This is a genomic window from Allostella sp., from assembly GCF_041913585.1.
Classification (GTDB): Bacteria; Pseudomonadota; Alphaproteobacteria; order ATCC43930; family Allostellaceae; genus Allostella.
Map to the genome: position 1 here is coordinate 56065 of NZ_JAYSFE010000001.1, position 22699 is coordinate 78763.

Annotated in this window: 30 protein-coding genes; 26 read left to right on the top strand and 4 right to left on the bottom strand. The window is 72.5% G+C overall.

From position 1 onward, the window contains the following. The first annotated feature begins 4 nt into the window (after window positions 1-4). The 10 genes from ACE3Q3_RS00300 to ACE3Q3_RS00345 all read left to right on the top strand — a co-directional run bounded on the left by ACE3Q3_RS00300 (window position 5) and on the right by ACE3Q3_RS00345 (window position 8185). A complete protein-coding gene (locus tag ACE3Q3_RS00300; protein ID WP_374440061.1) occupies window positions 5-1219 on the top strand; it encodes a murein transglycosylase A in 1215 nt (404 codons plus the stop codon). A gap of 54 nt (window positions 1220-1273) precedes the next feature. After that, window positions 1274-2053 carry a (Fe-S)-binding protein gene (locus tag ACE3Q3_RS00305; RefSeq protein ID WP_374440063.1) on the top strand — a complete coding sequence of 260 codons (780 nt, stop codon included), beginning with the start codon at window positions 1274-1276 and terminating at the stop codon, window positions 2051-2053. Between the two features lie 5 nt (window positions 2054-2058). Beyond that, window positions 2059-3477 carry a LutB/LldF family L-lactate oxidation iron-sulfur protein gene (locus tag ACE3Q3_RS00310; protein WP_374440065.1) on the top strand — a complete coding sequence of 473 codons (1419 nt, stop codon included), beginning with the start codon at window positions 2059-2061 and terminating at the stop codon, window positions 3475-3477. Beyond that, on the top strand, window positions 3474-4217 hold the full coding sequence (locus ACE3Q3_RS00315; protein WP_374440068.1) for a lactate utilization protein C: 744 nt from the start codon (window positions 3474-3476) through the stop codon (window positions 4215-4217). The genes ACE3Q3_RS00310 and ACE3Q3_RS00315 overlap by 4 nt, the downstream gene beginning before the upstream one ends. A 79-nt stretch (window positions 4218-4296) precedes the next feature. Next, on the top strand, window positions 4297-4743 hold the full coding sequence (locus tag ACE3Q3_RS00320; RefSeq protein WP_374440071.1) for a Smr/MutS family protein: 447 nt from the start codon (window positions 4297-4299) through the stop codon (window positions 4741-4743). A gap of 23 nt (window positions 4744-4766) precedes the next feature. Then, on the top strand, window positions 4767-5234 hold the full coding sequence (locus ACE3Q3_RS00325) for a PqqD family protein (RefSeq protein WP_374440073.1): 468 nt from the start codon (window positions 4767-4769) through the stop codon (window positions 5232-5234). Then, window positions 5231-6289 carry a hypothetical protein gene (locus ACE3Q3_RS00330; RefSeq protein ID WP_374440076.1) on the top strand — a complete coding sequence of 353 codons (1059 nt, stop codon included), beginning with the start codon at window positions 5231-5233 and terminating at the stop codon, window positions 6287-6289. The genes ACE3Q3_RS00325 and ACE3Q3_RS00330 overlap by 4 nt, the downstream gene beginning before the upstream one ends. Further along, window positions 6286-7050 (top strand): glycosyltransferase family 2 protein, encoded by a 765-nt coding sequence (locus ACE3Q3_RS00335; RefSeq protein WP_374440078.1) that lies wholly within the window; start codon window positions 6286-6288, stop codon window positions 7048-7050. The genes ACE3Q3_RS00330 and ACE3Q3_RS00335 overlap by 4 nt, the downstream gene beginning before the upstream one ends. After that, window positions 7047-7763, top strand: coding sequence for a glycosyltransferase family 2 protein (locus ACE3Q3_RS00340; protein ID WP_374440081.1), 717 nt, complete (start codon window positions 7047-7049; stop codon window positions 7761-7763). Before ACE3Q3_RS00335 ends, ACE3Q3_RS00340 begins: the two co-directional genes overlap by 4 nt. Further along, a complete protein-coding gene (locus ACE3Q3_RS00345; RefSeq protein ID WP_374440084.1) occupies window positions 7760-8185 on the top strand; it encodes a helix-turn-helix domain-containing protein in 426 nt (141 codons plus the stop codon). Before ACE3Q3_RS00340 ends, ACE3Q3_RS00345 begins: the two co-directional genes overlap by 4 nt. A 136-nt stretch (window positions 8186-8321) precedes the next feature. On the opposite strand, the gene ACE3Q3_RS00350 is transcribed toward ACE3Q3_RS00345, so the two are convergent. The 3 genes from ACE3Q3_RS00350 to hslV are packed head-to-tail and all read right to left on the bottom strand — an operon-like array spanning window position 8322 to window position 10710. Then, window positions 8322-8828, bottom strand: a complete 507-nt coding sequence (locus ACE3Q3_RS00350; protein ID WP_374440086.1) for a hypothetical protein — start codon at window positions 8826-8828, stop codon at window positions 8322-8324. Between the two features lie 20 nt (window positions 8829-8848). Beyond that, complete coding sequence (gene hslU, locus ACE3Q3_RS00355) at window positions 8849-10165, bottom strand: ATP-dependent protease ATPase subunit HslU (protein WP_374440089.1); 1317 nt, start codon at window positions 10163-10165, stop codon at window positions 8849-8851. Then, a complete protein-coding gene (hslV, locus tag ACE3Q3_RS00360) occupies window positions 10162-10710 on the bottom strand; it encodes an ATP-dependent protease subunit HslV (RefSeq protein ID WP_374440092.1) in 549 nt (182 codons plus the stop codon). The genes hslU and hslV overlap by 4 nt, the downstream gene beginning before the upstream one ends. A 203-nt stretch (window positions 10711-10913) precedes the next feature. On the opposite strand from hslV, the gene hisB reads away from it, so the two are divergent. The 14 genes from hisB to ACE3Q3_RS00430 all read left to right on the top strand — a co-directional run bounded on the left by hisB (window position 10914) and on the right by ACE3Q3_RS00430 (window position 20887). Continuing rightward, on the top strand, window positions 10914-11501 hold the full coding sequence (gene hisB, locus ACE3Q3_RS00365) for an imidazoleglycerol-phosphate dehydratase HisB (protein WP_374440095.1): 588 nt from the start codon (window positions 10914-10916) through the stop codon (window positions 11499-11501). 4 nt (window positions 11502-11505) lie between these two features. Further along, window positions 11506-11877: a hypothetical protein gene (locus ACE3Q3_RS00370; protein WP_374440098.1), complete on the top strand. Its 372-nt coding sequence runs from the start codon at window positions 11506-11508 to the stop codon at window positions 11875-11877. Beyond that, window positions 11874-12515 (top strand): imidazole glycerol phosphate synthase subunit HisH, encoded by a 642-nt coding sequence (gene hisH / locus ACE3Q3_RS00375; RefSeq protein ID WP_374440100.1) that lies wholly within the window; start codon window positions 11874-11876, stop codon window positions 12513-12515. The genes ACE3Q3_RS00370 and hisH overlap by 4 nt, the downstream gene beginning before the upstream one ends. Beyond that, entirely contained in the window at window positions 12503-13051 is a 549-nt protein-coding gene (locus ACE3Q3_RS00380; RefSeq protein WP_374440103.1) for an N-acetyltransferase family protein, read from the top strand. Before hisH ends, ACE3Q3_RS00380 begins: the two co-directional genes overlap by 13 nt. Further along, window positions 13048-13767 (top strand): 1-(5-phosphoribosyl)-5-[(5-phosphoribosylamino)methylideneamino]imidazole-4-carboxamide isomerase, encoded by a 720-nt coding sequence (gene hisA, locus ACE3Q3_RS00385; protein WP_374440106.1) that lies wholly within the window; start codon window positions 13048-13050, stop codon window positions 13765-13767. The genes ACE3Q3_RS00380 and hisA overlap by 4 nt, the downstream gene beginning before the upstream one ends. A gap of 22 nt (window positions 13768-13789) precedes the next feature. Continuing rightward, on the top strand, window positions 13790-14548 hold the full coding sequence (gene hisF, locus ACE3Q3_RS00390; RefSeq protein WP_374440108.1) for an imidazole glycerol phosphate synthase subunit HisF: 759 nt from the start codon (window positions 13790-13792) through the stop codon (window positions 14546-14548). Continuing rightward, complete coding sequence (locus ACE3Q3_RS00395; RefSeq protein ID WP_374440110.1) at window positions 14545-14874, top strand: phosphoribosyl-ATP diphosphatase; 330 nt, start codon at window positions 14545-14547, stop codon at window positions 14872-14874. Before hisF ends, ACE3Q3_RS00395 begins: the two co-directional genes overlap by 4 nt. Window positions 14875-14921: 47 nt before the next feature. Beyond that, complete coding sequence (locus ACE3Q3_RS00400; protein ID WP_374440113.1) at window positions 14922-15290, top strand: histidine triad nucleotide-binding protein; 369 nt, start codon at window positions 14922-14924, stop codon at window positions 15288-15290. A 24-nt stretch (window positions 15291-15314) separates the two neighbouring features. After that, window positions 15315-16868 (top strand): murein biosynthesis integral membrane protein MurJ, encoded by a 1554-nt coding sequence (murJ, locus tag ACE3Q3_RS00405; RefSeq protein WP_374440115.1) that lies wholly within the window; start codon window positions 15315-15317, stop codon window positions 16866-16868. Window positions 16869-16922: 54 nt separating this feature from the next. Then, window positions 16923-17933 carry a tryptophan--tRNA ligase gene (gene trpS / locus ACE3Q3_RS00410; protein ID WP_374440118.1) on the top strand — a complete coding sequence of 337 codons (1011 nt, stop codon included), beginning with the start codon at window positions 16923-16925 and terminating at the stop codon, window positions 17931-17933. 123 nt (window positions 17934-18056) lie between these two features. Further along, entirely contained in the window at window positions 18057-18974 is a 918-nt protein-coding gene (locus ACE3Q3_RS00415; protein ID WP_374440120.1) for a sulfite exporter TauE/SafE family protein, read from the top strand. 8 nt (window positions 18975-18982) lie between these two features. Further along, window positions 18983-19735: a TIGR02186 family protein gene (locus tag ACE3Q3_RS00420; protein ID WP_374440123.1), complete on the top strand. Its 753-nt coding sequence runs from the start codon at window positions 18983-18985 to the stop codon at window positions 19733-19735. A 25-nt stretch (window positions 19736-19760) separates the two neighbouring features. Further along, on the top strand, window positions 19761-20222 hold the full coding sequence (locus ACE3Q3_RS00425) for a universal stress protein (RefSeq protein WP_374440126.1): 462 nt from the start codon (window positions 19761-19763) through the stop codon (window positions 20220-20222). A gap of 113 nt (window positions 20223-20335) precedes the next feature. Further along, the gene (locus ACE3Q3_RS00430; RefSeq protein ID WP_374440128.1) at window positions 20336-20887 is read left to right on the top strand and encodes a NifU family protein; all 552 of its coding nucleotides are present in this window, start codon (window positions 20336-20338) and stop codon (window positions 20885-20887) included. 14 nt (window positions 20888-20901) lie between these two features. Here the strand turns inward: ACE3Q3_RS00430 and ddpX are convergent, their stop codons facing one another. After that, the gene (gene ddpX / locus ACE3Q3_RS00435; RefSeq protein WP_374440131.1) at window positions 20902-21450 is read right to left on the bottom strand and encodes a D-alanyl-D-alanine dipeptidase; all 549 of its coding nucleotides are present in this window, start codon (window positions 21448-21450) and stop codon (window positions 20902-20904) included. A 60-nt stretch (window positions 21451-21510) separates the two neighbouring features. Between ddpX and tsaB the strand changes: the two genes are divergently transcribed. Together tsaB and ACE3Q3_RS00445 are read left to right on the top strand one after the other, a co-directional pair. Next, complete coding sequence (tsaB, locus tag ACE3Q3_RS00440) at window positions 21511-22182, top strand: tRNA (adenosine(37)-N6)-threonylcarbamoyltransferase complex dimerization subunit type 1 TsaB (protein ID WP_374440134.1); 672 nt, start codon at window positions 21511-21513, stop codon at window positions 22180-22182. Next, complete coding sequence (locus ACE3Q3_RS00445; RefSeq protein ID WP_374440137.1) at window positions 22179-22694, top strand: GNAT family N-acetyltransferase; 516 nt, start codon at window positions 22179-22181, stop codon at window positions 22692-22694. The genes tsaB and ACE3Q3_RS00445 overlap by 4 nt, the downstream gene beginning before the upstream one ends. Window positions 22695-22699: the final 5 nt, after the last annotated feature.

The following is a 22699-nucleotide window of genomic DNA, read 5'->3' on the forward strand; positions in this document are numbered from 1 at the left end:
CCGCATGTTCCGGATGCCGCTGCGGCGGATCGCTGCCGCCGCGACGATGCTGCTGCTCGCCGCCTGCGCCGCGGAACACCCGCCCGCTCCCGGGCCGGCGGCGCCGCCGGCCGAGGCCCCGGCCCCGGTCCTCCGCCTGGCGCCGGCGCGCTTTTCCGACCTGCCGGGGTGGACGAGCGATCACCACGCCGCCGCCCTGCCCGCGCTCGCCCGCTCGTGCCAGCGGCTGGTGGCGGGCGAGCCCGGTCGTCCGGTCGGCCCGGACGGGCTGGCGGGACGGGTCGCCGACTGGACGCTGATCTGTGCCGCCGCGGCCCAGGTTGCGCCGGGCGATGCGGCGGCCCGGCATTTCTTCGAGACGCGCTTCCGGCCGTGGCGGGCCTTCGACGGCGAGCAGCCCGAGGGTCTCTTCACCGGCTACTACGAGCCGCTGCTGGCCGGCGCTCGCTCCCGCGGCGGGCGCTTCGCGGTTCCGCTGCTGCGCCGGCCGCCGGACCTCGTCGAGGTCGATCTCGGGCAGTTCCGTCCGGCACTGCGCGGGCAGCGCATCGCCGGCCGGATCGAGGGCGGACGCCTCCGCCCCTATGCGGACCGTGCCCAGATCGAGGGCGGCGCGCTTGCCGGGCGCGGCCTGGAACTGCTCTGGGTCGACGACCCGGTCGACGCCTTCTTCCTCCAGATTCAGGGATCGGGGCGGGTCCGCCTCGCCGACGGAACCGTGGTCCGGGTCGGCTACGACGGCCAGAACGGCCACGCCTATGTCCCGATCGGGCGGCTCCTGGCCGAGCGCGGGGAAATCCCGCGCGAAGAGGTGAGCATGCCGAGCATCCGCCGCTGGCTCGCCGCCCATCCGGCCGAGGGACGCCGGCTGATGCACGAGAACCCGTCCTACGTCTTCTTCCGCGAACTGAAGGGCGATGGGCCGCTCGGTGCGCAGGGCGTACCGCTGACCCCGGGCCGGAGCCTCGCGGTCGACCCCAGCTTCGTCGCCTACGGGGTGCCGGTCTGGCTCGACGCCGAGGATCCGCTGTCCACCCAGGCGCGGGTCCGGCGGCTGATGGTCGCCCAGGACACCGGCGGCGCCATTCGCGGGCCGGTGCGCGGCGACGTCTTCTGGGGCTTCGGCAAGGAGGCGTCCGAGCGGGCCGGACTGATGAAGTCGCGGGGCGGCTACTGGCTGCTGTTGCCGCGGGACGTCCAGCCGCCGCAGGCCCGCTGACGCAGCGGGCGCCCGTTGACCCCTGTTCCGGCGACGCCCATTCTCCGCACCCTGATGGACACTCCCCCCAACGCCGCGCCCTGCCGGGTCGGCCTCCTCGTCACCTGCCTCGTCGACCTCTTCCGGCCGACGGTCGGCTTTGCCGCCGTGAAGCTGCTGGAGGCGGCCGGCTGCACCGTCGTCGTGCCGCCGCAGACCTGCTGCGGCCAGCCGGCCTACAATTCCGGCGACCGGGAGAAGGCCAAGCGCGTCGCGCGCCAGGTCATCGCCGCCTTCGCCGACGTCGACTATGTGGTGGCGCCGTCCGGCTCCTGCGGCGGCATGCTGCACGAGCACTACCCGGAGCTCTTCGCCGACGAGCCGGAGATGGCGCTCGCCGCCCAGCACCTCGCCAAGCGCAGCCACGAACTGGTCTCGTTTCTCGTCGACGTCCGCGGCATGGGCCGGGTCGACGCCCGGTTCGAGGGCGTCGTGACCTATCACGATTCCTGTTCGGGGCTGCGTGAGCTGGGGGTGAAGGAGCAGCCCCGCCGGCTCCTGCGCTCGGTCGGCGGGCTCACCATCACCGAGCTTCCGGGAGCGGAAACCTGCTGCGGCTTCGGCGGCACCTTCTGCGTCAAGTATCCCGCGATCTCCGACCGCATGGTCACCGACAAGGCGGAGGATGTCCGGCGCACCGGCGCCGGCACGCTGCTCGCCGGGGACATGGGCTGCCTGCTCAACATGGCGGGGAAACTGTCGCGGCTCGGCGTGCCGGTGGCCGTGCGCCATGTCGCCGAAGTGCTGGCCGACATGGCCGATCGCCCCCCCATCGGCGCCCCGGACCGGAGCTGAGCGCCATGCAGTCGACCTCGCACGCCTTCAAGGAGAACGCGCAGCGCGCCCTCCACGACCCGCGGCTGCAGCGGGCGATGGAGAACCTCCGGCACGGGTTCCAGGAGCGGCGCCGCGTCGCGGCCGCGGCCCTGCCGGAGTTCGAGCGCCTGCGCGACGTCGCGCGCGACATCAAGAACCACACCCTGGCCAACCTCGACTGGTACCTGGAGCGCTACGAGGAGAAGGTCCTGGCGAGCGGCGGCCGCGTCCATTGGTGCCGCACCGCGGCCGAGGCCCGCGAGACGATCCTCGGCATCTGCCGCGCGGCCGGGGCGCGGACCGTGACCAAGGGCAAGTCGATGATCGCCGAGGAGATCGCGCTCAACGATTTTCTCGAGGAGAAGGGGATCGAGCCGGTCGAGACCGACCTCGGCGAGTACATCATCCAGCTCCGCAAGGAGCCGCCCAGCCACATCATCGCGCCCGCCGTCCACCTCAACCAGGACGATGTCGAGGAGACGTTCCGCAGGAGCCACGTCGACCTGCCGGCGGACCGGTCGCTCGGCGAGGCGCGCGAACTCTGCGACGAGGCGCGTACGATCCTGCGCTCGAAGTTCCTCGCCGCCGACGTCGGGATCACCGGCGCCAACTTCCTCGTCGCCGAGACCGGCTCGTCGATCATCGTCACCAACGAGGGCAACGGCGACCTGACCCAGACCCTGCCGAAGGTCCACATCGTGCTGGCCAGCCTCGAGAAGGTGGTGCCGACGCTGGAGGACGTGTCGACGATCCTGCGCCTGCTGGCGCGCTCGGCGACCGGCCAGGAATTCTCCTCCTACACCACCGTCTCGACCGGACCGCGCCGGCCGGGCGACCTCGACGGGCCCGAGGCGTATCACGTCGTCCTCCTCGACAACGGCCGCAGCGCCATGCTCGGGACCGAGTTCCAGGACATGCTGCGCTGCATCCGCTGCTCGGCCTGCATGAACCATTGCCCGGTCTATTCCGCCGTCGGCGGCCATGCCTACGGCTGGGTCTATCCGGGCCCGATGGGTGCGGTCCTGACCCCGGGCCTGATCGGCGTCGACGAGGCGGGGCATCTTCCCAACGCCTCCACCTTCTGCGGCCGCTGCGAGAGCGTCTGCCCGATGAAGATCCCGCTGCCGAAGATGATGCGCCACTGGCGCGAACGGCAGGTCGAGCGCGGCCTCGGCCCGGCGGCCGCGCGCTGGGGGCTCGGGGCCTGGGCCTTCCTCGCCGCGCGGCCGGCGCTCTACGGGCTGGCCGCCCGGCTCGGAGCCGGCATCCTGGGGCGCCTCGGGCGGGGCAAGGGACGGTTCGCCTCCCTGCCGCTCGCCGGCGGCTGGACCGGCGTTCGCGACATGCCGGCACCCGAGGGGCGCACCTTCCAGGCGCAGTGGGCCGAGCGGGGCCGGCGATGACGACCTCCACTCCGGGCGGCGACGCCCGCAGCCAGATGCTGGGCGCGCTCCGCCGTGCGCTCGGCCGCGGCGCCCTCGACGCCGCGGCGGCGGCGCCGCTGGCACGCCGCCTGGCGGACCATCCGGCGAACCTCATCCCGGCCCGGACCGCCCGCCCACCCGCGGCCGTGGTCGATCTCTTCGTCCAGATGGCGGAGGCGGTCAGCACCACGGTCGACCGGGTCGGCGATCCGGCGGCCGTGCCGGGCGCGGTGGCCGAATATCTCGCCCGCTACAACCTGCCCGGCGAGATCGTGATGTCGCCCGACACTTCGCTGGACGCATTCCCCTGGGCCGACCGCCCCCTCCTGACGATCCATCGCGGCCGGTCCCAGGGCGACGACCCGGTTTCGGTGACGCCGGCCTTCGCCGGCATCGCCGAGACGGGCACGCTGATGCTGGCGTCGGACGCGAGCCGGCCGACGACCCTCAACTTCCTGCCCGACACCCACATCGTCGTGCTCTATGCCGACCAGGTGGTCGGCCCCTACGAGGAGGCGTGGAACCGGCTCCGCGCGGCCCAGGCGGCGGCGGGCGGCGGGCTGCCGCGCACCGTCAACTTCGTGACCGGCCCGTCGCGCACCGGCGACATCGAGCAGAAGATCCAGCTCGGCGCGCACGGGCCGCGCCGTCTCCATATCGTCCTGGTCGAGCGACGCGGCAATCCGGGCGACGCATCGGCCGATGGTGCGCGACCGTGAGCTCTGGCGACGTGCGGTCGCCGATGTCGTCCCGCTGAAGCGCGGTGCGCCGCGCCCGGCGACGGGAGCGGCGCCGGCCATGGCAACCCCCGCGGCTCCGCCGGCCGCAGGCGAGGCGCCGGGCGCTTCCCCCATCCGTCCCTCGCCGCCCGGCCCGGACGCACGCCGCAGGGGGCGGCTCGACGCCGGCGCGGCGGTCGATGTCGACGCCCGCACGGCCGAGCGGCTGAAGCGCGGCCGGGTGCCGATCGACGGTCGGCTCGACCTCCATGGCCTGACCCAGGCGGAGGCGCATGTCGCGCTGGTCGGGGCCGTGCGCTCCGGCGCGGCGCAGGGCCGGCGCTGCCTCCTCGTCATCACCGGGCGCGGCGACTGGGGCGGCACGGAGCGCGGGGTGCTGCGGCGCATGGTCCCGCGCTGGCTCAACGAGCCGGCCATCCGGCCGCATGTCCTGGCGTTCGCCGAGGCGCAGCCGCGGGACGGGGGCGGCGGCGCCCTCTATGTGCTGCTCCGGCGGCGGCGCTAGTGTAGGGTCGCTGCAACGACGGCATGCCGGACCCCAGGGAAACGATGTACCTCTCCGACGACACTAGGCTGACGGCCCGCGGCAACCCGATCGTCCACGAGACCCTGGACGGCGAGGCCGTCATCATCAACCTGCATTCCGGCACCTACTACAGTCTCCAGGGCGTGGGGGCGGTCCTGTGGCAGGCACTGGTCGCGTCGACGACGGTCGCGGCACTCGGCCGCCGCTTCGCGGAGGAGACCAGCCTGACGCCGGAGGCCATCGGACCGGCGCTGGAGCGGTTCGTCGCCGGCCTCTACGACGAGGCGCTGATCGCCGTCGAACCGCCGCCGTCGGGCCGCCCGTCCGACGCCGACCTTGTCCCCGGCGACATCGCCGAGGCGCTGGCGCTGCAACGCTTCACCGACGTCCAGGAGCTTCTGGCGCTCGACCCCGTCCACGATGTCGACGAGGTGGGCTGGCCCGTCAAGGCGCCCACGACCGGGCTGTGACGGCGGTCGGGCTGCCGCCCGCCGGGACGCGGGCGGCCCTCGAACGGTTCTTCGCCGACGCGCTCGCGGTGGCCGAACGGGCGACGCAGACGCAGGGCCGGATCGCGCGCCGCTACCGGCTCGGGCGCGACGCATTCCGGCTCGTCGCCGCCGGGGCCGAGGCCGCAGCCGTCTTCGCGGCCACCTTCTCGCACATCCGCCTTGCCGACGCCGGCGAGGCCGGGCTCGAGATCCATGCCTGGAGCGAGGATGCCGGCCCGCTGCCGCCGGCGCCATGGCCGGCGGAGGCCTATGGCCAGCGGGGCGGAATCGATCTGGGCGACGGGCGGTTCTCGGCCTTCTACCAGCTCGGTGCCGACACGCTGTCGCTGCTCGACCGCGCGCGCGGCATAGCCCTCTACCATATGCGGCGCAGCCCGCCCTACTGGGAGCGGAGCTTTCCGTTCCGGCCGATCCTGCACGCCTGGCTGGCCGACACCGGTCTGCAGCCGGTCCATGCCGGCGCGGTCGGCCGGCCGGGCGCCGGCGTGCTGGTGACCGGACCGAGCGGCTCGGGCAAGACCACGACGACGATCGCCTGCCTGGAGGGCGGGCTGTCCTATGCCGGCGACGATTATGTCCTGGTCGATGCCGGGCCGCGGCCCACCGTCTACAGCCTCTATGGCGGGGCCAAGCTGACGGACGACGCCCTGCGGCGCTTTCCGCGGCTGGCGGCCCATGTCTGGAACCCGGAGCGCGCGCCGGGCGAGAAGGCGCTGGTCTTCGGCGAAGCGGGTTTCCCGGACGCCCTGGTGGCGGAGATGCCGATCCGCGCCATCCTGGTGCCGCGCGTGACCGGCCGGCGCGACACGACGATCCGGCGGGTGCCGTCCGCGGTCGGCATCCGGGCGCTGGCGCCGACCACCCTGGCGCACCTGCCGGGCCATGGCGGCGGCACCCTCGCCAAGCTGACCCGCCTGTGCGCGGCGGTGCCCTGCTTCGAGCTGGCGGCGGGGACCGACCTGCCGCAGCTGCCGGCCGCCGTCGACCGGCTGCTGGAGGAGATCGGACGATGACGCCCCGGGTCGAGGTCGTCGTCCCCGTCTTCGACGGCGCCCGGCACCTGACGGCGGCCGTGGAACGGATCGAGGCACAGGGGGTGGCGCGGCTCGGCATTCTCGTGGTCGACGACGGCTCGACCGATGCGACGCCCGAGATCTGCGACCGCCTCGCCCACGACGGTCGCATCCGCTGGACCCGGACGGCCAATGGCGGTCCCGCCGCGGCGCGCAATGTCGGCCTCGGGATGGCGCGCGCGCCGATCGTCGCCTTCCTCGATGTCGACGATGAGTGGCCGGCCGGCCGGCTGGCCTGGACGCTCGACTATCTGGAGGCGCGCCCGGGCCTCGACGGTCTCGTCGGCCAGGTGCAGATCGTCACCGACTCGCCGGAGGCCGAGGCGGCCTGGACGGCGATCGGCATGCCGATGTATCCGGCCTTCTTCCCCCAGGTCGGCGCGGGGCTGTTCCGGCGCGAACTCTTCGATCGGATCGGCGGCTTCGCCGTCGATCTCCGCTACGCCGAGGACATCGACTGGTATTTCCGCTGGTTCGAGAGCGAACCGGCGGTCGAGACGATGCGCCGCGTCATGCTCTTCTATCACCTGCACGACGCCAACATGACCCGCCACCGCGCCGCCACCCGGCAGGGGTTCGCCGCGGCGATCGCGCGCTCGCTGCTGCGACGCAGGCGCCGCGCGAACCCGCCTCCGGCCCTGCCGGCCTTCGAGGATTTCCTGGTCGAGCCGCCCGTGGCCGATGCCGGCAGGGCGGCATGACGGGCAGCATGACGGGCGGCATCTCGGTCGTCATCCCGATGCGCGACGGCGCGCGCTACGTCACGGCCGCGCTCGATAGCATCGCGGCGCAGGACCCGGCGGTGGCGCGCGTGATCGTCGTCGACGACGGGTCGGTCGACGACGGCCCGCAGATCGCCGCCAGCCACCCGCTGCGTCCCGAACTGGTGTCGATTCCACCGTCGGGCATCGGCGCCGCGCGCAATTGCGGCATCGCGCGGGTCGATACGGAATTCGTCGCGTTCCTGGATGCGGACGACCTGTGGACGCCCGACCATTGCCGCCTTCTCCTCGCCGCGCTGACGGGGGATTCGACGCTGGCGATGGCATTCGGCCATGCCGAGCAGTTTCTCAGCCCCGACGTTCCGGAGGAGACGGCCGCCCGGCTGCACGTGCCCGAGCGACCGATGCCCGCGCTCGTCACCGGCGCGATGCTGGCCCGCCGCGCCGTCTTCGATCGGGTCGGGCTCTTCGATCCCGGAATACGGGTCGCCGAGTTCGTCCACTGGCTGCTGGCGGCCGAGCACCGGGGCGAGCGCTACCGCGTCCTTCCGGACGTCGTGCTGCGCCGGCGCCATCACGGCGCCAATGTCGGGCGCCTGCGCGAGGACGACCGGCGGCTCGACTTCGTGCGGGTGATCCGGGAGCACCTCCACCGGCGGCGCGCCTCGATGGCCGGCGATCCCGAGCCATGACCCCGTTCGGCGAGGCGGTGCGACGGCTGCGGGCGGAGCGCGGCATCACCCTCAAGGCGATGGCGGCCGATCTCGAGATCTCGGCGGCCTACCTGTCCGCGCTCGAGCACGGGCGGAAGGGCCGCCCGAGCCGCGCGCTGCTCGTACAGATCTGCGAGTATTTCGGGATCATCTGGGACGATGCCGAGGCGCTGGAGCGCGCCGCGCGCCTGTCGCATCCCCGCGTCGTCGTCGACACGGCGGGCCTCGCCCCGCGCGCGACCGAACTCGCCAACCGCCTCGCGCGCAGCATGCGGCACCTCTCCCCGGCGACCGTCGAGGCGATGCACCGCCTGCTGGATTCCGCCGAGGATGCGCGCCCCCGGCCCCCGCGGCGGCGGCGCAGCGCGCCGCTGGCCGCGCCGGCGCCGGAACCGACCTGATCCCAAGTCCGGTCGTTTCTCCGTCCCGAGCGCGCCGCGCCGCGCGCCGTCGAGGGACGCCGGAGCCGCTGGACCGCCGTCCGCGGGACCCAGCGCGCTCCAGGAAAGAGTGTCGATCCGCCGGACAGGGTATGAGTCAGATCGGCTTGCCGCGGTCGAAGGACCACATGGGCGTGGGGGTGAGGCCGCTTCCCTCGAGCGTCACGCGGGCGGGCGGGACCGGGGTCTCGGTCGCCGAGCCGTCGTGGGCGCGGACGGTGAAGGACGCCGGCGGTTCGTAGTCGACCGCCACCGGGACCGGGCTGCCGCGGCTGCGCCAGATCGCCCGCACCCTGCCGCCGCTGCCGTCCGCCTTCACCTCCTCGACGAGGAGGTTGTAGCTCGTGGCGGCACCTTCGCAGGCGATCGCGTCGGCCTGGAGGACGAAGCGCCCGTCCCCGGTCGGGCTGCGCCACAGCGTCCGTTCCGTGCAGCCGAGCCAGCCCGACACGAGCCCGGCCGCGAAGGCGGCGACGATCGCGACCGGCGGCAGCAGCGCGATGCCGGCACCGATGCGGTTCCACGGCCGCGGCAGGCGTCGGCCGGCGAGCCAGGCCAGCAGCAGGCTGCCGGCGATGACCAGCAGGGCAGCCGGCAGCAGCATCGACGGACCGACCGTCGCCGCTAGAGGATGAACTTCGAGAGATCGGCGTTCTTGGCCAGTTCGCCGACCTGCTGGCGGACATAGGCCGCGTCGACCGTGACGCTCGACCCCGGGTGATCGGCGGCGGTGAAGCTGACCTCCTCCAGCAACCGCTCCATCACCGTGTGCAGGCGTCGCGCGCCGATGTTCTCGACCGTGGCGTTGATCTCGACGGCGAGGTCGGCGAGCGCGTCGATGCCGTCCTCGGTGAACTCGAGCGTGACCTCCTCGGTCTTCAGCAGCGCCTTGTACTGGGTGATGAGGCAGGCATCGGGCTCGGTCAGGATGCGCCGGAAGTCGTCGCGCGCCAGCGCCTTCAGGTTGACCCGGATGGGCAGGCGACCCTGCAGCTCCGGCAGGAGGTCGGACGGCTTGGCGATGTGGAAGGCGCCCGACGCGATGAACAGCACATGGTCGGTCTTCACCGGCCCGTGCTTGGTCGAGACGGTGGTGCCCTCGATCAGCGGCAGCAGGTCGCGCTGCACGCCCTCGCGGCTGACGTCGCCGCCGACGCGCTCGCCGGAGCGGGCGCAGATCTTGTCGATCTCGTCGAGGAAGACGATGCCGTTCTCCTCGACCGCCCGGATCGCCTCCTTCACGACGCGTTCCTGGTCGAGCAGCTTCTCGACCTCCTCCTTCATCAGCACCTCGTGGGACTGCGCCACGGTCATGCGGCGCGGCTTGGTGCGTCCGCCCATCGCCTTGCCGAAGATGTCGCCGAGGTTGAGCATGCCGACGCTGGCCCCGGGCATGCCCGGGACCTCGAAGGTCGGAAGCTGGCCGAACGGGCCCGAATCCGTGACCTGCAGCTCGATCTCGCGATCGTCGATCTGGCCTTCGCGCAGCATCTTGCGGAACTTCTGCCGCGTCTCGGCGCTGGCGTTGTCGCCGACCAGCGCATCCAGCACCCGCTCCTCGGCCCGCAGTTCCGCCTTCGACTCGACCTCGCGCCGGAGGCGTTCCTTGGTCATCTGGATGGCGATCTCGACGAGGTCGCGGACGATCTGCTCGACGTCGCGGCCGACATAGCCGACCTCGGTGAACTTGGTCGCCTCGACCTTGAGGAAGGGGGCCTGGGCGAGCCGCGCCAGCCGGCGGGCGATCTCGGTCTTGCCGACGCCGGTCGGTCCGATCATCAGGATGTTCTTCGGCAGCACCTCCTCGCGCAGCTCCTCGGGGAGCTGCTGGCGCCGCCAGCGGTTGCGCAGCGCGATGGCGACGGCGCGCTTGGCGTCGTTCTGGCCGACGATGTGGCGGTCGAGCTCGGAGACGATCTCGCGGGGGGAGAAGGCGGTCATAGGGTTTCGACGATGATCTTGTCGTTGGTGTAGACGCAGATTTCGGCGGCGATGGCGAGCGAGCGGCGGGCGATCGCCTCGGCGTCCATGTCGGCGCGGTCGGCGAGCGCGCGGGCCGCGGCGAGCGCGAACGAACCGCCCGAACCGATGGCGATGATGCCGTCCTCGGGCTCCAGCACGTCGCCGTTGCCCGACAGCAGCAGCGAGACGTTGCGGTCGGCGACCGCCATCATCGCCTCCAGCCGGCGCAGGTAGCGGTCGGTCCGCCAGTCCTTCGCCAGCTCGACGCAGGCCCGGGCGAGCTGCGAGGGGTGCGACTCCAGCTTCGCCTCCAGGCGCTCGAAGAGCGTGAAGGCGTCGGCGGTGGCGCCGGCGAAGCCGGCGACGATGTCGCCGCCGCCGATGCGGCGGACCTTGCGGGCGTTCGACTTCATCACCGTCTGGCCCATCGAGACCTGGCCGTCGCCGGCCATGGCGACGCGACCGTCCTTGCGGACGCAGAGAATGGTTGTGCCGTGCCAGGCGGGGACGTCGCGGTCGGTCATTCGTCTCGTGGGGTTGTGCGCACCGGGCCCGGACGGAGCCGGGCCGCGTGGCCGCGGAAGGTTCGCGCAAGAGGATGGGGCGCGCCGTCGCCGCGATCAAGGGCACGAACGGCCGCGGGCGGGTGGCGCCGGTCGGCGCTTCGGGCTATAGAACCGCGAAATCCCCGACCACCCGCACCAGAGCCACCAACCGAGGACGCCCCATGCGCCGCGCCACCGTGGAGCGGAACACCAAGGAAACGCGGATCGCCGTCACCGTCGATCTCGACGGCACCGGCGCCGCCGATGTCGCGACCGGCATCGGCTTCCTCGACCACATGCTGGACCAGCTCGCGCGACACGGCCTGTTCGACATCCGCGTCCGGGCCGAAGGCGACCTCCACATCGACTTCCACCACACGACCGAGGACACCGGCATCGCCCTGGGGCAGGCCTTCGCCCAGGCGATGGGCGACCGCCGCGGCATCTCGCGCTGGGGCGACGCGCTCATCCCCATGGACGAGACGCTGACCCGGGTCGCGCTCGACGCGTCCAACCGGCCCTATCTCGTCTGGAAGGTGGTCTTCACCCGCCCCAAGTTGGGGGACATGGACACCGAGCTCTTCAAGGAATGGTTCCAGGCCTTCGCGCAGAACGCCGGCCTCACCCTCCATGTCGAGAATCTCTACGGCGAGAACAACCACCACATCGTGGAAAGCTGCTTCAAGGGTCTGGCCCGGGCGCTGCGCGCCGCGCTCGCGCTCGATCCCCGGCAGGCGGGCTCGGTCCCGTCGACCAAGGGCGTCCTCTAGTCCGATGCGGGTCTATTCCATCCATGTCCGCGCCGACGACGTGGTCGCCGTGCGCGAAGGCTTCGCCTGGTCCGCGCTGCCGGTGCCGCTGCTGTGGACCCTCGCCCGGCGCATGTGGCTGTGGAGCGCCGTCGTGCTCGCCGTCGACCTGGCCTTCGCCGCCGCCTTCGCGCGCCACTGGTTCGATCCGGTCGAGCTGGCGATGATCGCGTTCGCCTTCCGCTTCCTGTTCGCCGCCGAGGCGCACGACCTGCTGCGGCGCGCGCTCTACTGGCGCGGCTATCTCGAGGAGGGAATGGCCACCGGGCGCGACGCCGACAGCGCGCTGCGGCGCTGGGCCGACCGCCGCGGCGGCTGGGATTCGGCCTTCGCATGACGATCGCGGTCGTCGACTACGGCTCCGGCAACCTGCGCTCGGCCGCCAAGGCCCTGGCGCGGGCGGCGCGGGATTCGGGGGATTCGCGGCCGGTCGCGGTGACGGCCGATCCGGACGCGGTGCGGCGGGCCGACCATGTCGTCCTGCCGGGGGTCGGAGCCTTCGGCGACTGCCGCCGCGGCCTCGGCGCCGTGCCGGGCATGATCGAGGCGCTGGAGGAGGCCGTGCATCACGGCGGGCGGCCGTTCCTCGGCATCTGCGTCGGCATGCAGCTGATGGCGGATCGCGGAATCGAATACGGGGTCCACCCCGGCCTGGGCTGGATCGCCGGCGAAGTGCGGGTGATCGAGCCCTCCGACCCGTCGCTCAAGATCCCGCACATGGGGTGGAACGAACTGGGTCCGGTGGCGCCGCATCCGGTGCTGCGCCGCCTGGACCGGGGCGAGCACGTCTATTTCGTCCACAGCTACGCCATCCGGCCGGATCGGCCGTCCGACCTGCTGGCCACGACCGACTATGGCGGCCCGATCGCGGCGATCGTCGGCCACGACAACCTGATCGGCACCCAGTTCCATCCGGAGAAGAGCCAGGCCGCCGGCCTGCGCCTTCTCGCCGACTTCCTGGCATGGCGGCCGTGACCGCGACCGGGCTCGCCGCCAGCACCTCCGTCGAGGAGATGACCCGCTTCGCGCGCGGCGACCTCGCCGACCTCTGCGACGCCGCCGAGGCGGCGATCCGCGCCGGCGGCGGCTTCGGCTGGCTCAATCCGCCGCCGCGCCAGGTCATGGAGACCTACTGGAAGGGGGTTCTCCTCGTTCCCGAGCGGCGGCTCTTCGTCGGCCGGCTCGACGGCGTCATCGCCGCTTCGGCGCAGATGCTCCGGCCGTCGCGCCACAACGAGGTGCAGGCGCACGCGGCGACCATGACGACGCATTTCGTCGCGCCCTGGGCGCGCGGGCATGGCCTCGCCCGCCAGCTCGTGGTCACGGTCTGCGACGCGGCCCGCGCCGAGGGGTTCCGTCTCGTGAACCTCGATGTCCGCGAGACCCAGACCGCCGCCATCGCACACTACGAATCGCTCGGGTTCGTGCATTGGGGCACACACCCGCTCTATGCCATCGTCGACGGCACGCCGGTGGCCGGCCGCTACTACTACAAGAGGCTCGACCGGTGATCCTCTATCCCGCGATCGACCTCAAGGACGGCCGTTGCGTCCGCCTGCTGCGCGGCGCGATGGACCAGGCGACGGTCTACAACGACGATCCCGCCGCGCAGGCCGCGAGCTTCGCCGCGGCCGGCTTCTCCTGGCTGCACCTGGTCGACCTGGACGGCGCGCTGCATGGCCGGGCGGTCAACGGCGCCGCGGTGGCCGCGATCCTGGCGGCCGTCGACCTGCCGGTCCAGCTCGGCGGTGGCATCCGCGACATGGCGGCGATCGAACGCTGGCTCGCGGCCGGGGTCCGACGCGTCATCCTCGGCACGGTGGCGCTGCGCGATCCCGACCTCGTGCGGGCGGCCGGCCGCCGCTTCCCGGGCCGGATCGCCGTCGGCATCGATGCCCGCGGCGGCCGCGTCGCCGTCGAAGGCTGGGTCGAGACGGCCGAGACGACGGCGCTCGATCTCGCCCGCCGCGTCGAGGACGCCGGCGTCGCCGCGCTGGTCTACACGGACATCGACCGCGACGGCACGCTCTCCGGCGTCAACGTCGCGGCGACGGCCGATCTCGCCCGCGCCGTCTCGATCCCGGTCATCGCCTCGGGCGGCGTCGCCGGCGTGGCCGACATCCATGCGGTGCGCGCGACCGGAGTGATCGCCGGGGTCGTCGTCGGCCGGGCGCTCTATGACGGCCGCCTCACCGCGGCCGATGCGCTGGCCGCGCTCGCGGCCTGAGCCACATCGGACGAGCCGCGCCATGCTGAAGGCCCGCATCATCCCCTGCCTCGACGTCAAGGACGGCCGCGTCGTCAAGGGCGTCCAGTTCGTCGATCTCGTCGACGCCGGCGACCCCGTCGAACAGGCCCGCGTCTATGATCGGGCCGGCGCGGACGAGCTCTGCTTCCTCGACATCACCGCGAGCCACGAGGATCGCCGGACGATCTTCGACGTCGTCTCGCGCACCGCCGACGAGTGCTTCATGCCGCTCACCGTCGGCGGCGGCGTCCGCACGCTGACCGACATCCGCGAGCTGCTGCTGGCCGGCGCCGACAAGGTCTCGATCAACACCGCCGCCGTCCAGCGACCGGAGTTCGTGGCCGAGGGGGCGGAGAAGTTCGGGGTCCAGTGCATCGTCGTCGCCATCGACGCCAAGGCCGTGGCGCCCGGCCGATGGGAGGTCTTCACCCATGGTGGCCGCCGCCCGACCGGGCTCGATGCCGTGGAATGGGCGCGCCGAATGGTGGAACTGGGCGCCGGCGAACTGCTGCTGACCTCGATGGATCGCGACGGCACCGGGCAGGGCTTCGACATCGGCCTCACGCGTGCGGTATCGGACGCGGTCCGCGTGCCGGTGATCGCGTCGGGCGGGGTCGGCAATCTCGACCATCTCGTCGCCGGTATCCGCGACGGCCACGCCTCGGCGGTGCTGGCCGCGTCGATCTTCCATTTCGGGACCTACACCATCGCCGAGGCGAAGGCGCGGATGGCCGAGGCCGGCATCCCGATGCGGCCATGACGGTGGATGCGCGGGTGCTGGAGCGCCTGTTCGCGACCGTCGAGGCGCGGCGCGGCGCCGATCCGGACAGCTCCTACACGGCACGGCTCCTCGCCAAGGGGCCGGCGGCCGTCGCCAAGAAGGTCGGCGAGGAAGCGGTCGAGACGGTCCTGGAGGCGATGCAGGCGCGGCCCGACCGCCTCGCCGCGGAGAGCGCGGACCTGCTCTATCATCTGCTCGTGCTGTGGGCCGCCTGCGGCGTCCGGCCGGACGACGTGTGGGCCGTCCTGGCAGCCCGCGAGGGCCGGTCCGGCATTGCGGAGAAGGCCTCCCGACCGCCCGAGTGAGGGGGCGGCCGGGGGACCGGGACCAACGGCGACGGGGACCAACGGCGATGAGCTACGACGATTCCAACATCTTCGCCCGCATCCTGCGCGGCGAGATCCCGTGCCGGAAGGTGTTCGAGGACGACCACGTCCTGGCGTTCGAGGACATCCGGCCGCTGGCGCCGACCCATGTCCTCGTCATCCCCAAGGGGCGCTACGTCTCCGCCCAGGATTTCTCCGAGACGGCGAGCGAGGCCGAGATCGTCGCCTTCGTCCGCGCCGTCGGGCGCATCGCCCGCGAGCGCGGCATCGACGCCAGCGGCCATCGCATCCTCGCCAACCACGGGGCCGACGGGCGCCAGGAGGTCCCGCACTTCCACCTCCATCTCGTGGGTGGCCGCGACCTCGGCCGGATGCTGCCGTCGGCCCGGGAATAGGCCTCCCGGAGGGAGGCGCGATCGATGGCGCTGCTGCACCGGGTGGCGACGGTCGGCGGGCTGACCGCCGTCAGCCGGGTGCTCGGCTTCGCCCGCGAGGTGCTGACCGCCGCCTTCCTCGGCGCCGGGCCGGTGGCGGACGCCTTCGTCGTCGCCCTGCGGCTGCCGAACCTCTTCCGCTCCCTCTTCGCCGAAGGCGCGTTCAGCGCCGCCTTCGTGCCGCTCTTCGCCGGGCGGGCGGCCCGAGACGGCCGGGAGGCGGCGCGAATCTTCGCCGAGGACGCGCTGTCCTTCCTGCTCGGGGCGATCCTGCTCCTCGTCGTCGCGGCCGAGCTCGCCATGCCGTGGGTGGTCCGGGCGATCGCGCCCGGCTTCGCCGACGAGCCCGGACGCTTCGCCCTCGCCGTCGAACTGACGCGGATCACCTTTCCCTACCTCGCCTTCATATCGCTGGTCGCCCTCTATGGCGGGGTGCTCAACGCCCTCGACCGGTTCGCGGCCCAGGCGTCGGCGCCGATCCTCCTCAACCTGTCCCTGATCGCGGCGCTGCTCCTGTTCGCGGACCAGTTTCCGACGCCCGGACACGCGCTCGCCTGGGGCGTCGCGGTCGCCGGCATCCTCCAGTTCCTCTGGCTCGCCCTGGCGGCGGCGCGGGCCGGCATCCCGCTCGGGCTGCCGCGCCCGCGGCTGACGCCCGAGACGGTGCGGCTGCTGCGGCTGATGGCGCCCGGCGTCGTCGGCGCCGGCATCACCCAGATCAACCTGCTGGTCTCGACGATGCTGGCGTCGCTCCTGCCCGCCGGATCGATCGCCCATCTCTACTATGCCGACCGCCTGAACCAGCTTCCGCTCGGCATCGTCGGCATCGCCGTGGCGACGGTGATCCTGCCGCAGCTCGCCCGCGAGCTGCGCTCCGCCACCCCGGAGACGGCGCACGGCACGCACGGACAGGGGATGGCCCTGGCGCTGGTCGTCACCCTGCCGGCGGCGCTGGCGCTGGCCGTGCTGGCGGAGCCGATCGTGCGCACCCTCTACGAGCGCGGCCGGTTCGATGCGGGCGACACGACGGCGACGGCGGCCGCACTCGTCGCCTATGCCGCGGGCCTGCCGGCCTTCGTGCTCGGCCGCGTCGCCGTGGTCGGCTTCTTCGCCCGCGAGGACACGGCGACGCCGGTGCGCATCGCCGCCCTCTCCTTCGTCGTCAATGCCGGTCTCACCCTGCTGCTGATGGGCCCGCTCGGCCATGTCGGCGTGGCGCTGGCGACGACGGCGGCCGGCTGGCTCTCGCTGGCGGTGATGCTGGCGGTCCTGGGCCGGCGCGGGCAGTTCCGGCCCGACCGCGCCCTGCTGGCGCGCCTGCCGCGGATCCTGGCGGCGGCGATCGCGATGGCCGCCGCGCTGTGGGTCGCCGATCGGCTGCTGGAACCCTGGCTGGTGGGGCTCGGCTCGGCCGCCCGGTTCGGCGGACTGGCGCTCCTGGTGGCGGCCGGCCTGGCGGCCTATGGCATCGCCGCGCTCGCCACCGGCGCGGCGCGACCCTCGGAACTGCGACAGCTTCTGCGGCGGCGCCGCGCTTGACCCCGGCTGCGGGCAGGGGCGATAACCGCCGGCCTTCCCCCGGGATCAGCCGCAATGAACCGAATCTTCTCCGGCATCCAGCCGACCGGCAACCTGCACCTCGGCAACTATCTCGGTGCCATCCGCAACTGGGTCGTGCTGCAGAACGATTTCGACTGCATCTTCTGCATCGTCGACCTGCACGCGATCACCCTGCCCCAGGATCCGGCCGCGCTGCGCTCGAGCACCCGGGAGGTGGCGGCCGCCTACATCGCCGCCGGCGTCGATCCGGAGCGCTGCACGATCTTCAACCAGAGCACGGTCGCGGGCCATTCCCAGCTCGCCTGGGTGCTCGGCTGCATGACGCCGCTCGGCTGGCTCAACCGCATGACCCAGTTCAAGGAGAAGGCGGGCAAGCAGCGCGACATGGCGGGGCTCGGCCTCTATTCCTATCCGGTGCTGATGGCGGCCGACATCCTGCTCTACAAGGCGACGCACGTCCCGGTCGGCGAGGACCAGAAGCAGCATCTCGAACTGGCCCGGGACATCGCCGGCGCCTTCAACCGCAACTATGGGATCGAGTATTTCCCGCTGCCCGAGCCGCAGATCTTCGGCACCGCGACGCGGGTGATGAGCCTGCGCGACGGCACCAAGAAGATGAGCAAGTCCGATCCGTCGGACTATTCGCGCATCAACATGACCGACGACGCCGACACCGTCGCGCTCAAGATCCGCCGCGCCAAGACCGATCCGCTGCCGCTGCCGGACAGCATAGAGGGGCTGGCCGGACGGCCGGAGGCGGAAAACCTGATCGACATCTATGCGGCGCTCGCCGGGATCGGCCGCGAGGCGACGATGGCCGAGTTCGCGGGTGCGCAATTCTCGGCCTTCAAGGAGCGGCTGGCCGATCTCGCGGTCTCGGTGCTGGGGCCGATCGGGGCGGAGATGAAGCGGCTGGTGGCGGCGCCGGACCACATGGACGCGATCCTGGCGCGCGGGGCCGAACGGGCCGACGCCATCGCGGCGCCACACCTGGCGGAGGTCTACGACATCGTCGGGATGTTGCGCCCGCAACACGCCCGCTAGCCCCGGCAGGGCAGACCTAGCCTTAGACCCTTCCGCCCGCGGGGGCTTGAGCGTAGCCTGCGAGTCGGGTCCGGCCCCAGACCGGACCCGATTCTATTTTCCGGCCGGGCCAAAAACCGGACAATGACCGTCTATCTTCCGATCGCCGAAATGTCCGTCAGCATCTTCCTGCTGATCGGCCTCGGTGCGGGGGTGGGATTCCTCGGCGGAGTCTTCGGGGTGGGCGGTGGTTTCCTGATGACGCCGTTCCTGATCTTCATCGGCGTCCCGCCGGCCGTCGCCGTGGCTTCCACGGCCAACCAGGTGATCGCCGGCGGCGTCACCAGCGCCTATGCCCACTGGCGCCGGCGCACCATCGATCTGCGGATGGCCGGGGTGGTGGTGGCAGGCGGCTTCGTCGGCTCGGTGGCGGGCGTGTTGCTGTTCGGTCTGCTGCGCCGGTTCGGGCAGATCGACCTCTTCATTTCGCTGAGCTATGTCGTGCTGCTCGGTACGGTCGGCATCCTGATGGCGATCGAGGCGACCCGGACGCTGATGCGGCGCCGGCACGCCGCCGCCGGCCGCCGCCGGCTGCACGAGCATTTCTGGATGCACGGGCTGCCCTTCAAGGTGCGGTTCCCGCGCTCGCGCCTCTATATCAGCGTGCTGATGCCGCTCCTCCTCAGCTTCGGCATCGGCATCCTGTCGGGCGTGATGGGCGTCGGCGGCGGCTTCGTCATGGTGCCGGCGATGATCTACCTGCTCGGCATGCCGACCCAGGTGGTTCCCGGCACCGCCCAGGTGCAGATCGTCTTCGTCGCCGCCAGCGCCACCCTGCTGCAGGCGATCCAGCACCAGACGGTCGATGCCCTGCTCGCCTTCATCCTGCTCATCGGCGGCGTCGTCGGCTCGCATTTCGGATCGGTCATGAGTGCCCGCCTGCGCGGCGAGCAGCTGCGGGGCCTGCTCGCCCTGCTGCTGCTGGCGGTCGCCGGCAAACTGCTCGTCGACCTCCTCCTGACCCCGGGCGACCTCTTCACCGTCGTCACCCAGCGGCAATAGCCGGACAGATGGTCCCGGCCGCCGCCGCCCTGCGCTTCCTCCTCCTGGTGCTCCTCTGGGTGCCGATGGCGCGGCCGGCCGCGGCCGACCCGCTCACCGCCGACGTCTCGACCCATCTGATCGCGATCACCACCGGCTTCACCGGCAGCGACGTCGTGCTGTTCGGCGCCACCGACGGCCCGGGCGACATCGTCGTCCTGGTGCGCGGGCCCGAAGGGCAGGCGACCGTCCGGCGCAAGGGCCGGGTGGCGGGATTCTGGGTCAATGTCGAAAGCGTGCGCTTCGAGCGGGTCCCGGCCTATTTCGCGATCGCGGCGACGCGCCCGGTCACGGAGTTCACCAGCCCGGCCGTGCGCCAGCGCGAGCAGTTCGGCACCACCTTCCTGCGCTTCGACGCCCGCCGCGAACCGTCGCCCGACGTCGCCAGCCGGTTCCGCGAGGCGCTGATCCGGCGCAAGATCGACGAGGGGCTCTATTCCCGGGACCAGGGGCAGGTGCGGTTCCTCGGCGAGCGCCTGTTCCGCGCCAACATCCGCTTTCCGGCCAACGTCCCGACCGGCACCTACACGGTCGACGTGTTCCTCGTCCGCGACGGCGAGGTGGTCGCCGCCCAGGCGACGCCGCTCGTCGTCAGCAAGATCGGGGTCGGCGCCGACATGGCGGACATCGCGCACCGCTATGCTGCGCTCTACGGCATCATTGCCGTGCTGGTCGCGGCGGTGGCAGGATGGCTGGCCGGTATCATCTTCCGCCGCAACTGACGCGATGAGCGAAGCCGCCGCTGCCATGCCGCGCATCTTTCTGGTGGTCGTCGACGAAAGCGAGGAGTCGGTCGTGGCCCTGCGCTACGCCTGCCGGCGCGCCCGCCGCACCGGTGGGCGGGTCGCGCTCCTCTACGTCGTCGACACCGACGACGACGGCCAGTGGATGGGCGTCAAGGAACTGATGCGCGAGGAGAAGCGGGCCGAGGCGGAGGCCCTGATCTCCAAGGCCGCGGCCGAGGTCGAGCCGCTCGCCGGCGCCCTGCCGATCATCTACATCCGCGAGGGCCGCCGGCGCGACGCCCTGCTCCAGCTCATCGACGAGGATCCCTCGATCTCGATCCTGGTGCTGGCCGCCTCGACCTCCCCGGACGGGCCGGGGCCGCTCATCAGCTACCTTGCCGGCAAGTACTCCCATCGCCTGAAGATCCCGGTCACCATCGTGCCGGGCTCGCTCACCGACGCGCAGATCGCCGCCCTCGCCTGACCGGGGCAGGGGGCTGGGCAAGACCCCGACGGCAGCATGGTTGATCGGGGGCGGGCGACCGCCCAGATTGGGGGTCGGGTCAAGAATTTCCGGCGCCTCCGGGAGAAGCCATCATGTTCATCCAGACCGAAACCACGCCGAACCCGGCCACCCTCAAGTTCCTGCCGGGCCGGGAGGTCATGTCCTCCGGCACCGCGGACTTCGCCGACCGCAGCGCGGCCGCCCGCTCGCCGCTGGCCGAGCGCCTGTTCGAGGTCGAGGGCGTGGCCGGCGTCTTCCTCGGCAGCGACTTCGTCACGGTGACGAAGACCGCCGCGAAGGACTGGTATGTCCTGAAGCCGGCGATCCTCGGCACCATCATGGAGCACTTCACCTCCGGTCGGCCGGTGCTGCTGCCGGCGGAGGGCGCAGCGCCGGCCGAGGCCGGCGACGACGACGAGATCGTGGTCCAGATCAAGGAACTGCTCGACACCCGGGTCCGTCCGGCGGTGGCCCAGGACGGCGGCGACATCGTCTTCCACGGGTTCGAGGACGGCGTCGTCTACCTGCACATGCAGGGCTCGTGCGCCGGCTGCCCGAGTTCGACGGCGACCCTGAAGAGCGGCATCGAGAACATGCTGCGGCACTACATTCCCGAAGTGCAGGAAGTCCGCGCCGTCATGTGAACCGGGCGGCCGCCCTACATCAGGGGCGGCCCCATCGCGCCGTCGGCGATCAGCGGGAACCGCCGGGCGTCGAAGAGCTGGTAGTGCCACCACTCCTTGCGATAGTGGTCCCAGCCGGCCGCGGTCATGATGCCGAGCAGGAGGAGGCGGTTGCGCTGGGCCTCGACCGGTACGTCGGACCGGCCGTGGTGCGACTGGTCGACGACGGCGTCGAAGCCGGTCCCCATCGCGAGCTCGCGGCCCGAGCCGTCGACCAGCGTCAGATCGATCGCCACGCCGCGCGAATGGGGCGACCCACGGCGCGGGTCGGCCACGAAGGTCGGGTCGGGACAGGCCTCCCAGAGGCGCCATTGCGCCTCCGGCGGCCGGTAGGCATCGAATATCTTGAGGCGGAGGCCGAGGCCGGCGGCGATCTCGCTCGCCGCGTGCAGCCGCTCGGCGGCCGCCGCGTGCAGTAGGCAGACGGGATTGCGGTAGATCGGGGCGCCGGAGAGGTTGTCCGGCGTGGCGTAGGCGAGCTGGACGACGATGCCGGCGCGGGCGGCATCCACGGGAACGAGCATGACGGATCCGTGGTCGGGAATGGAGAAGGGCTTGGCTAGCATCGAACGCTTCGGCGCACCATGGGGCTGACCCTGCTGGCGCTCGATTCGGCCGGGGCCGCCTGTTCGGCGGCCCTGTGGCGGGACGGCCGCGTGGTCGCCGCGCGCCGTCTTGCGACCGAGCGCGGCCATGCGCAGCACCTGGCGCCGCTGGTGGCGGCGGTCCTGGACGCGCCCGGCGGCCGGGTGCCGCTCGACGGCGTCGTCGCGACGACCGGACCCGGCAGCTTCACCGGCCTGCGCGTCGGCCTCGCGCTCGCCCAGGGCGTGGCGCTGGCGGCCGGCGTGCCGGCCTGGGGCGTATCGAGCTTCCGCGTCCATGCCGAGGCGGCGGGCGCCGCGCCCGGCCGGCCGCTGCTGGTCGCGCTCGACAGCCGTCGCGCGGAACTGTTCCTGCAATGGTTCCCGCCGGGCGGGGCCGAGGCGCCCTTCATGGCGACGCCGGCCGCCGCCGCGGAGCGCCTGCGCCGGACCCTGCGCGGACCGGTCGCCCTCGCCGGCGACGCCGCCGGCCTGCTCGCCGCCGCCCTGGCCGCGGTTGGCGTCCAGTTCGAGGTGCTGCGCGCCGATCCGGCCGATGCGGCCGACGTCGCCGCGACCGCCGCCGCCATGCTGGCGGCCGGCGAGGCGATGCCGCCGGCGCGGCCGAGCTACCTCCGGCCGCCCGACGTCACCGTCGCGGCGCCGGCGTGAGGATCCTCGCCATCGGCCCCGGCGACGGCGCATGGCTCGCCGCCCTGCATCGCGCCTGCTTCCCCGACGATGCTTGGGACGCCGATGCCTGGGCGAGCCTGCTCGCCCAGCCCGGCGTCCGCGGCGCTGCTCTGGTCGAGGCGGACGAGCCGATCGGCTTCGTGCTCGTGCGGCATGCCGCCGACGAGGCGGAGATCCTGACGATCGGCGTCGCGCCCGGCCGCCGGCGGGCGGGCTGCGGACGGCGACTGCTCGACCATGCCGTGGCCGGCCTTCCCGCCGACGTCGCCACCGTCCATCTCGAGGTCGCGGTCGACAATCCCGCCGCGCTCGCCCTCTATGGCCGGTCCGGCTTCGCACCGGTCGGGCGCCGCCGGGGCTACTACCGGCGCCGGGACGGCTCGGTGGATGCCTTGATGTTAAGTCTCGTTCGCGCTAATGGTTTGTCCGGCAACTGGAAATCCGACGCTGGTCCGGGCAACCATGGTCGCGAAACCCCTGAGCGGGTATAGTCATG

Coding starts and splice junctions, on each gene's coding strand:
- ACE3Q3_RS00340 (WP_374440081.1), top strand. CDS start 7,047: ATGACGGGCAGCATGACGGGCGGCATCTCGGTCGTCATCCCGATGCGC.
- ACE3Q3_RS00425 (WP_374440126.1), top strand. CDS start 19,761: ATGCCGCGCATCTTTCTGGTGGTCGTCGACGAAAGCGAGGAGTCGGTC.
- hisH (WP_374440100.1), top strand. CDS start 11,874: ATGACGATCGCGGTCGTCGACTACGGCTCCGGCAACCTGCGCTCGGCC.
- hslU (WP_374440089.1), bottom strand. CDS start 10,165: ATGACCGCCTTCTCCCCCCGCGAGATCGTCTCCGAGCTCGACCGCCAC.
- ACE3Q3_RS00320 (WP_374440071.1), top strand. CDS start 4,297: ATGGCAACCCCCGCGGCTCCGCCGGCCGCAGGCGAGGCGCCGGGCGCT.
- ACE3Q3_RS00430 (WP_374440128.1), top strand. CDS start 20,336: ATGTTCATCCAGACCGAAACCACGCCGAACCCGGCCACCCTCAAGTTC.
- ACE3Q3_RS00400 (WP_374440113.1), top strand. CDS start 14,922: ATGAGCTACGACGATTCCAACATCTTCGCCCGCATCCTGCGCGGCGAG.
- ACE3Q3_RS00345 (WP_374440084.1), top strand. CDS start 7,760: ATGACCCCGTTCGGCGAGGCGGTGCGACGGCTGCGGGCGGAGCGCGGC.
- ACE3Q3_RS00310 (WP_374440065.1), top strand. CDS start 2,059: ATGCAGTCGACCTCGCACGCCTTCAAGGAGAACGCGCAGCGCGCCCTC.
- ACE3Q3_RS00395 (WP_374440110.1), top strand. CDS start 14,545: ATGACGGTGGATGCGCGGGTGCTGGAGCGCCTGTTCGCGACCGTCGAG.
- ACE3Q3_RS00315 (WP_374440068.1), top strand. CDS start 3,474: ATGACGACCTCCACTCCGGGCGGCGACGCCCGCAGCCAGATGCTGGGC.
- ACE3Q3_RS00300 (WP_374440061.1), top strand. CDS start 5: ATGTTCCGGATGCCGCTGCGGCGGATCGCTGCCGCCGCGACGATGCTG.
- murJ (WP_374440115.1), top strand. CDS start 15,315: ATGGCGCTGCTGCACCGGGTGGCGACGGTCGGCGGGCTGACCGCCGTC.
- hisB (WP_374440095.1), top strand. CDS start 10,914: ATGCGCCGCGCCACCGTGGAGCGGAACACCAAGGAAACGCGGATCGCC.
- hslV (WP_374440092.1), bottom strand. CDS start 10,710: ATGACCGACCGCGACGTCCCCGCCTGGCACGGCACAACCATTCTCTGC.
- ACE3Q3_RS00305 (WP_374440063.1), top strand. CDS start 1,274: ATGGACACTCCCCCCAACGCCGCGCCCTGCCGGGTCGGCCTCCTCGTC.
- ACE3Q3_RS00415 (WP_374440120.1), top strand. CDS start 18,057: ATGACCGTCTATCTTCCGATCGCCGAAATGTCCGTCAGCATCTTCCTG.
- ACE3Q3_RS00325 (WP_374440073.1), top strand. CDS start 4,767: ATGCCGGACCCCAGGGAAACGATGTACCTCTCCGACGACACTAGGCTG.
- ddpX (WP_374440131.1), bottom strand. CDS start 21,450: ATGCTCGTTCCCGTGGATGCCGCCCGCGCCGGCATCGTCGTCCAGCTC.
- ACE3Q3_RS00370 (WP_374440098.1), top strand. CDS start 11,506: ATGCGGGTCTATTCCATCCATGTCCGCGCCGACGACGTGGTCGCCGTG.
- hisF (WP_374440108.1), top strand. CDS start 13,790: ATGCTGAAGGCCCGCATCATCCCCTGCCTCGACGTCAAGGACGGCCGC.
- trpS (WP_374440118.1), top strand. CDS start 16,923: ATGAACCGAATCTTCTCCGGCATCCAGCCGACCGGCAACCTGCACCTC.
- tsaB (WP_374440134.1), top strand. CDS start 21,511: ATGGGGCTGACCCTGCTGGCGCTCGATTCGGCCGGGGCCGCCTGTTCG.
- ACE3Q3_RS00380 (WP_374440103.1), top strand. CDS start 12,503: ATGGCGGCCGTGACCGCGACCGGGCTCGCCGCCAGCACCTCCGTCGAG.
- ACE3Q3_RS00335 (WP_374440078.1), top strand. CDS start 6,286: ATGACGCCCCGGGTCGAGGTCGTCGTCCCCGTCTTCGACGGCGCCCGG.
- ACE3Q3_RS00350 (WP_374440086.1), bottom strand. CDS start 8,828: ATGCTGCTGCCGGCTGCCCTGCTGGTCATCGCCGGCAGCCTGCTGCTG.
- ACE3Q3_RS00420 (WP_374440123.1), top strand. CDS start 18,983: ATGGTCCCGGCCGCCGCCGCCCTGCGCTTCCTCCTCCTGGTGCTCCTC.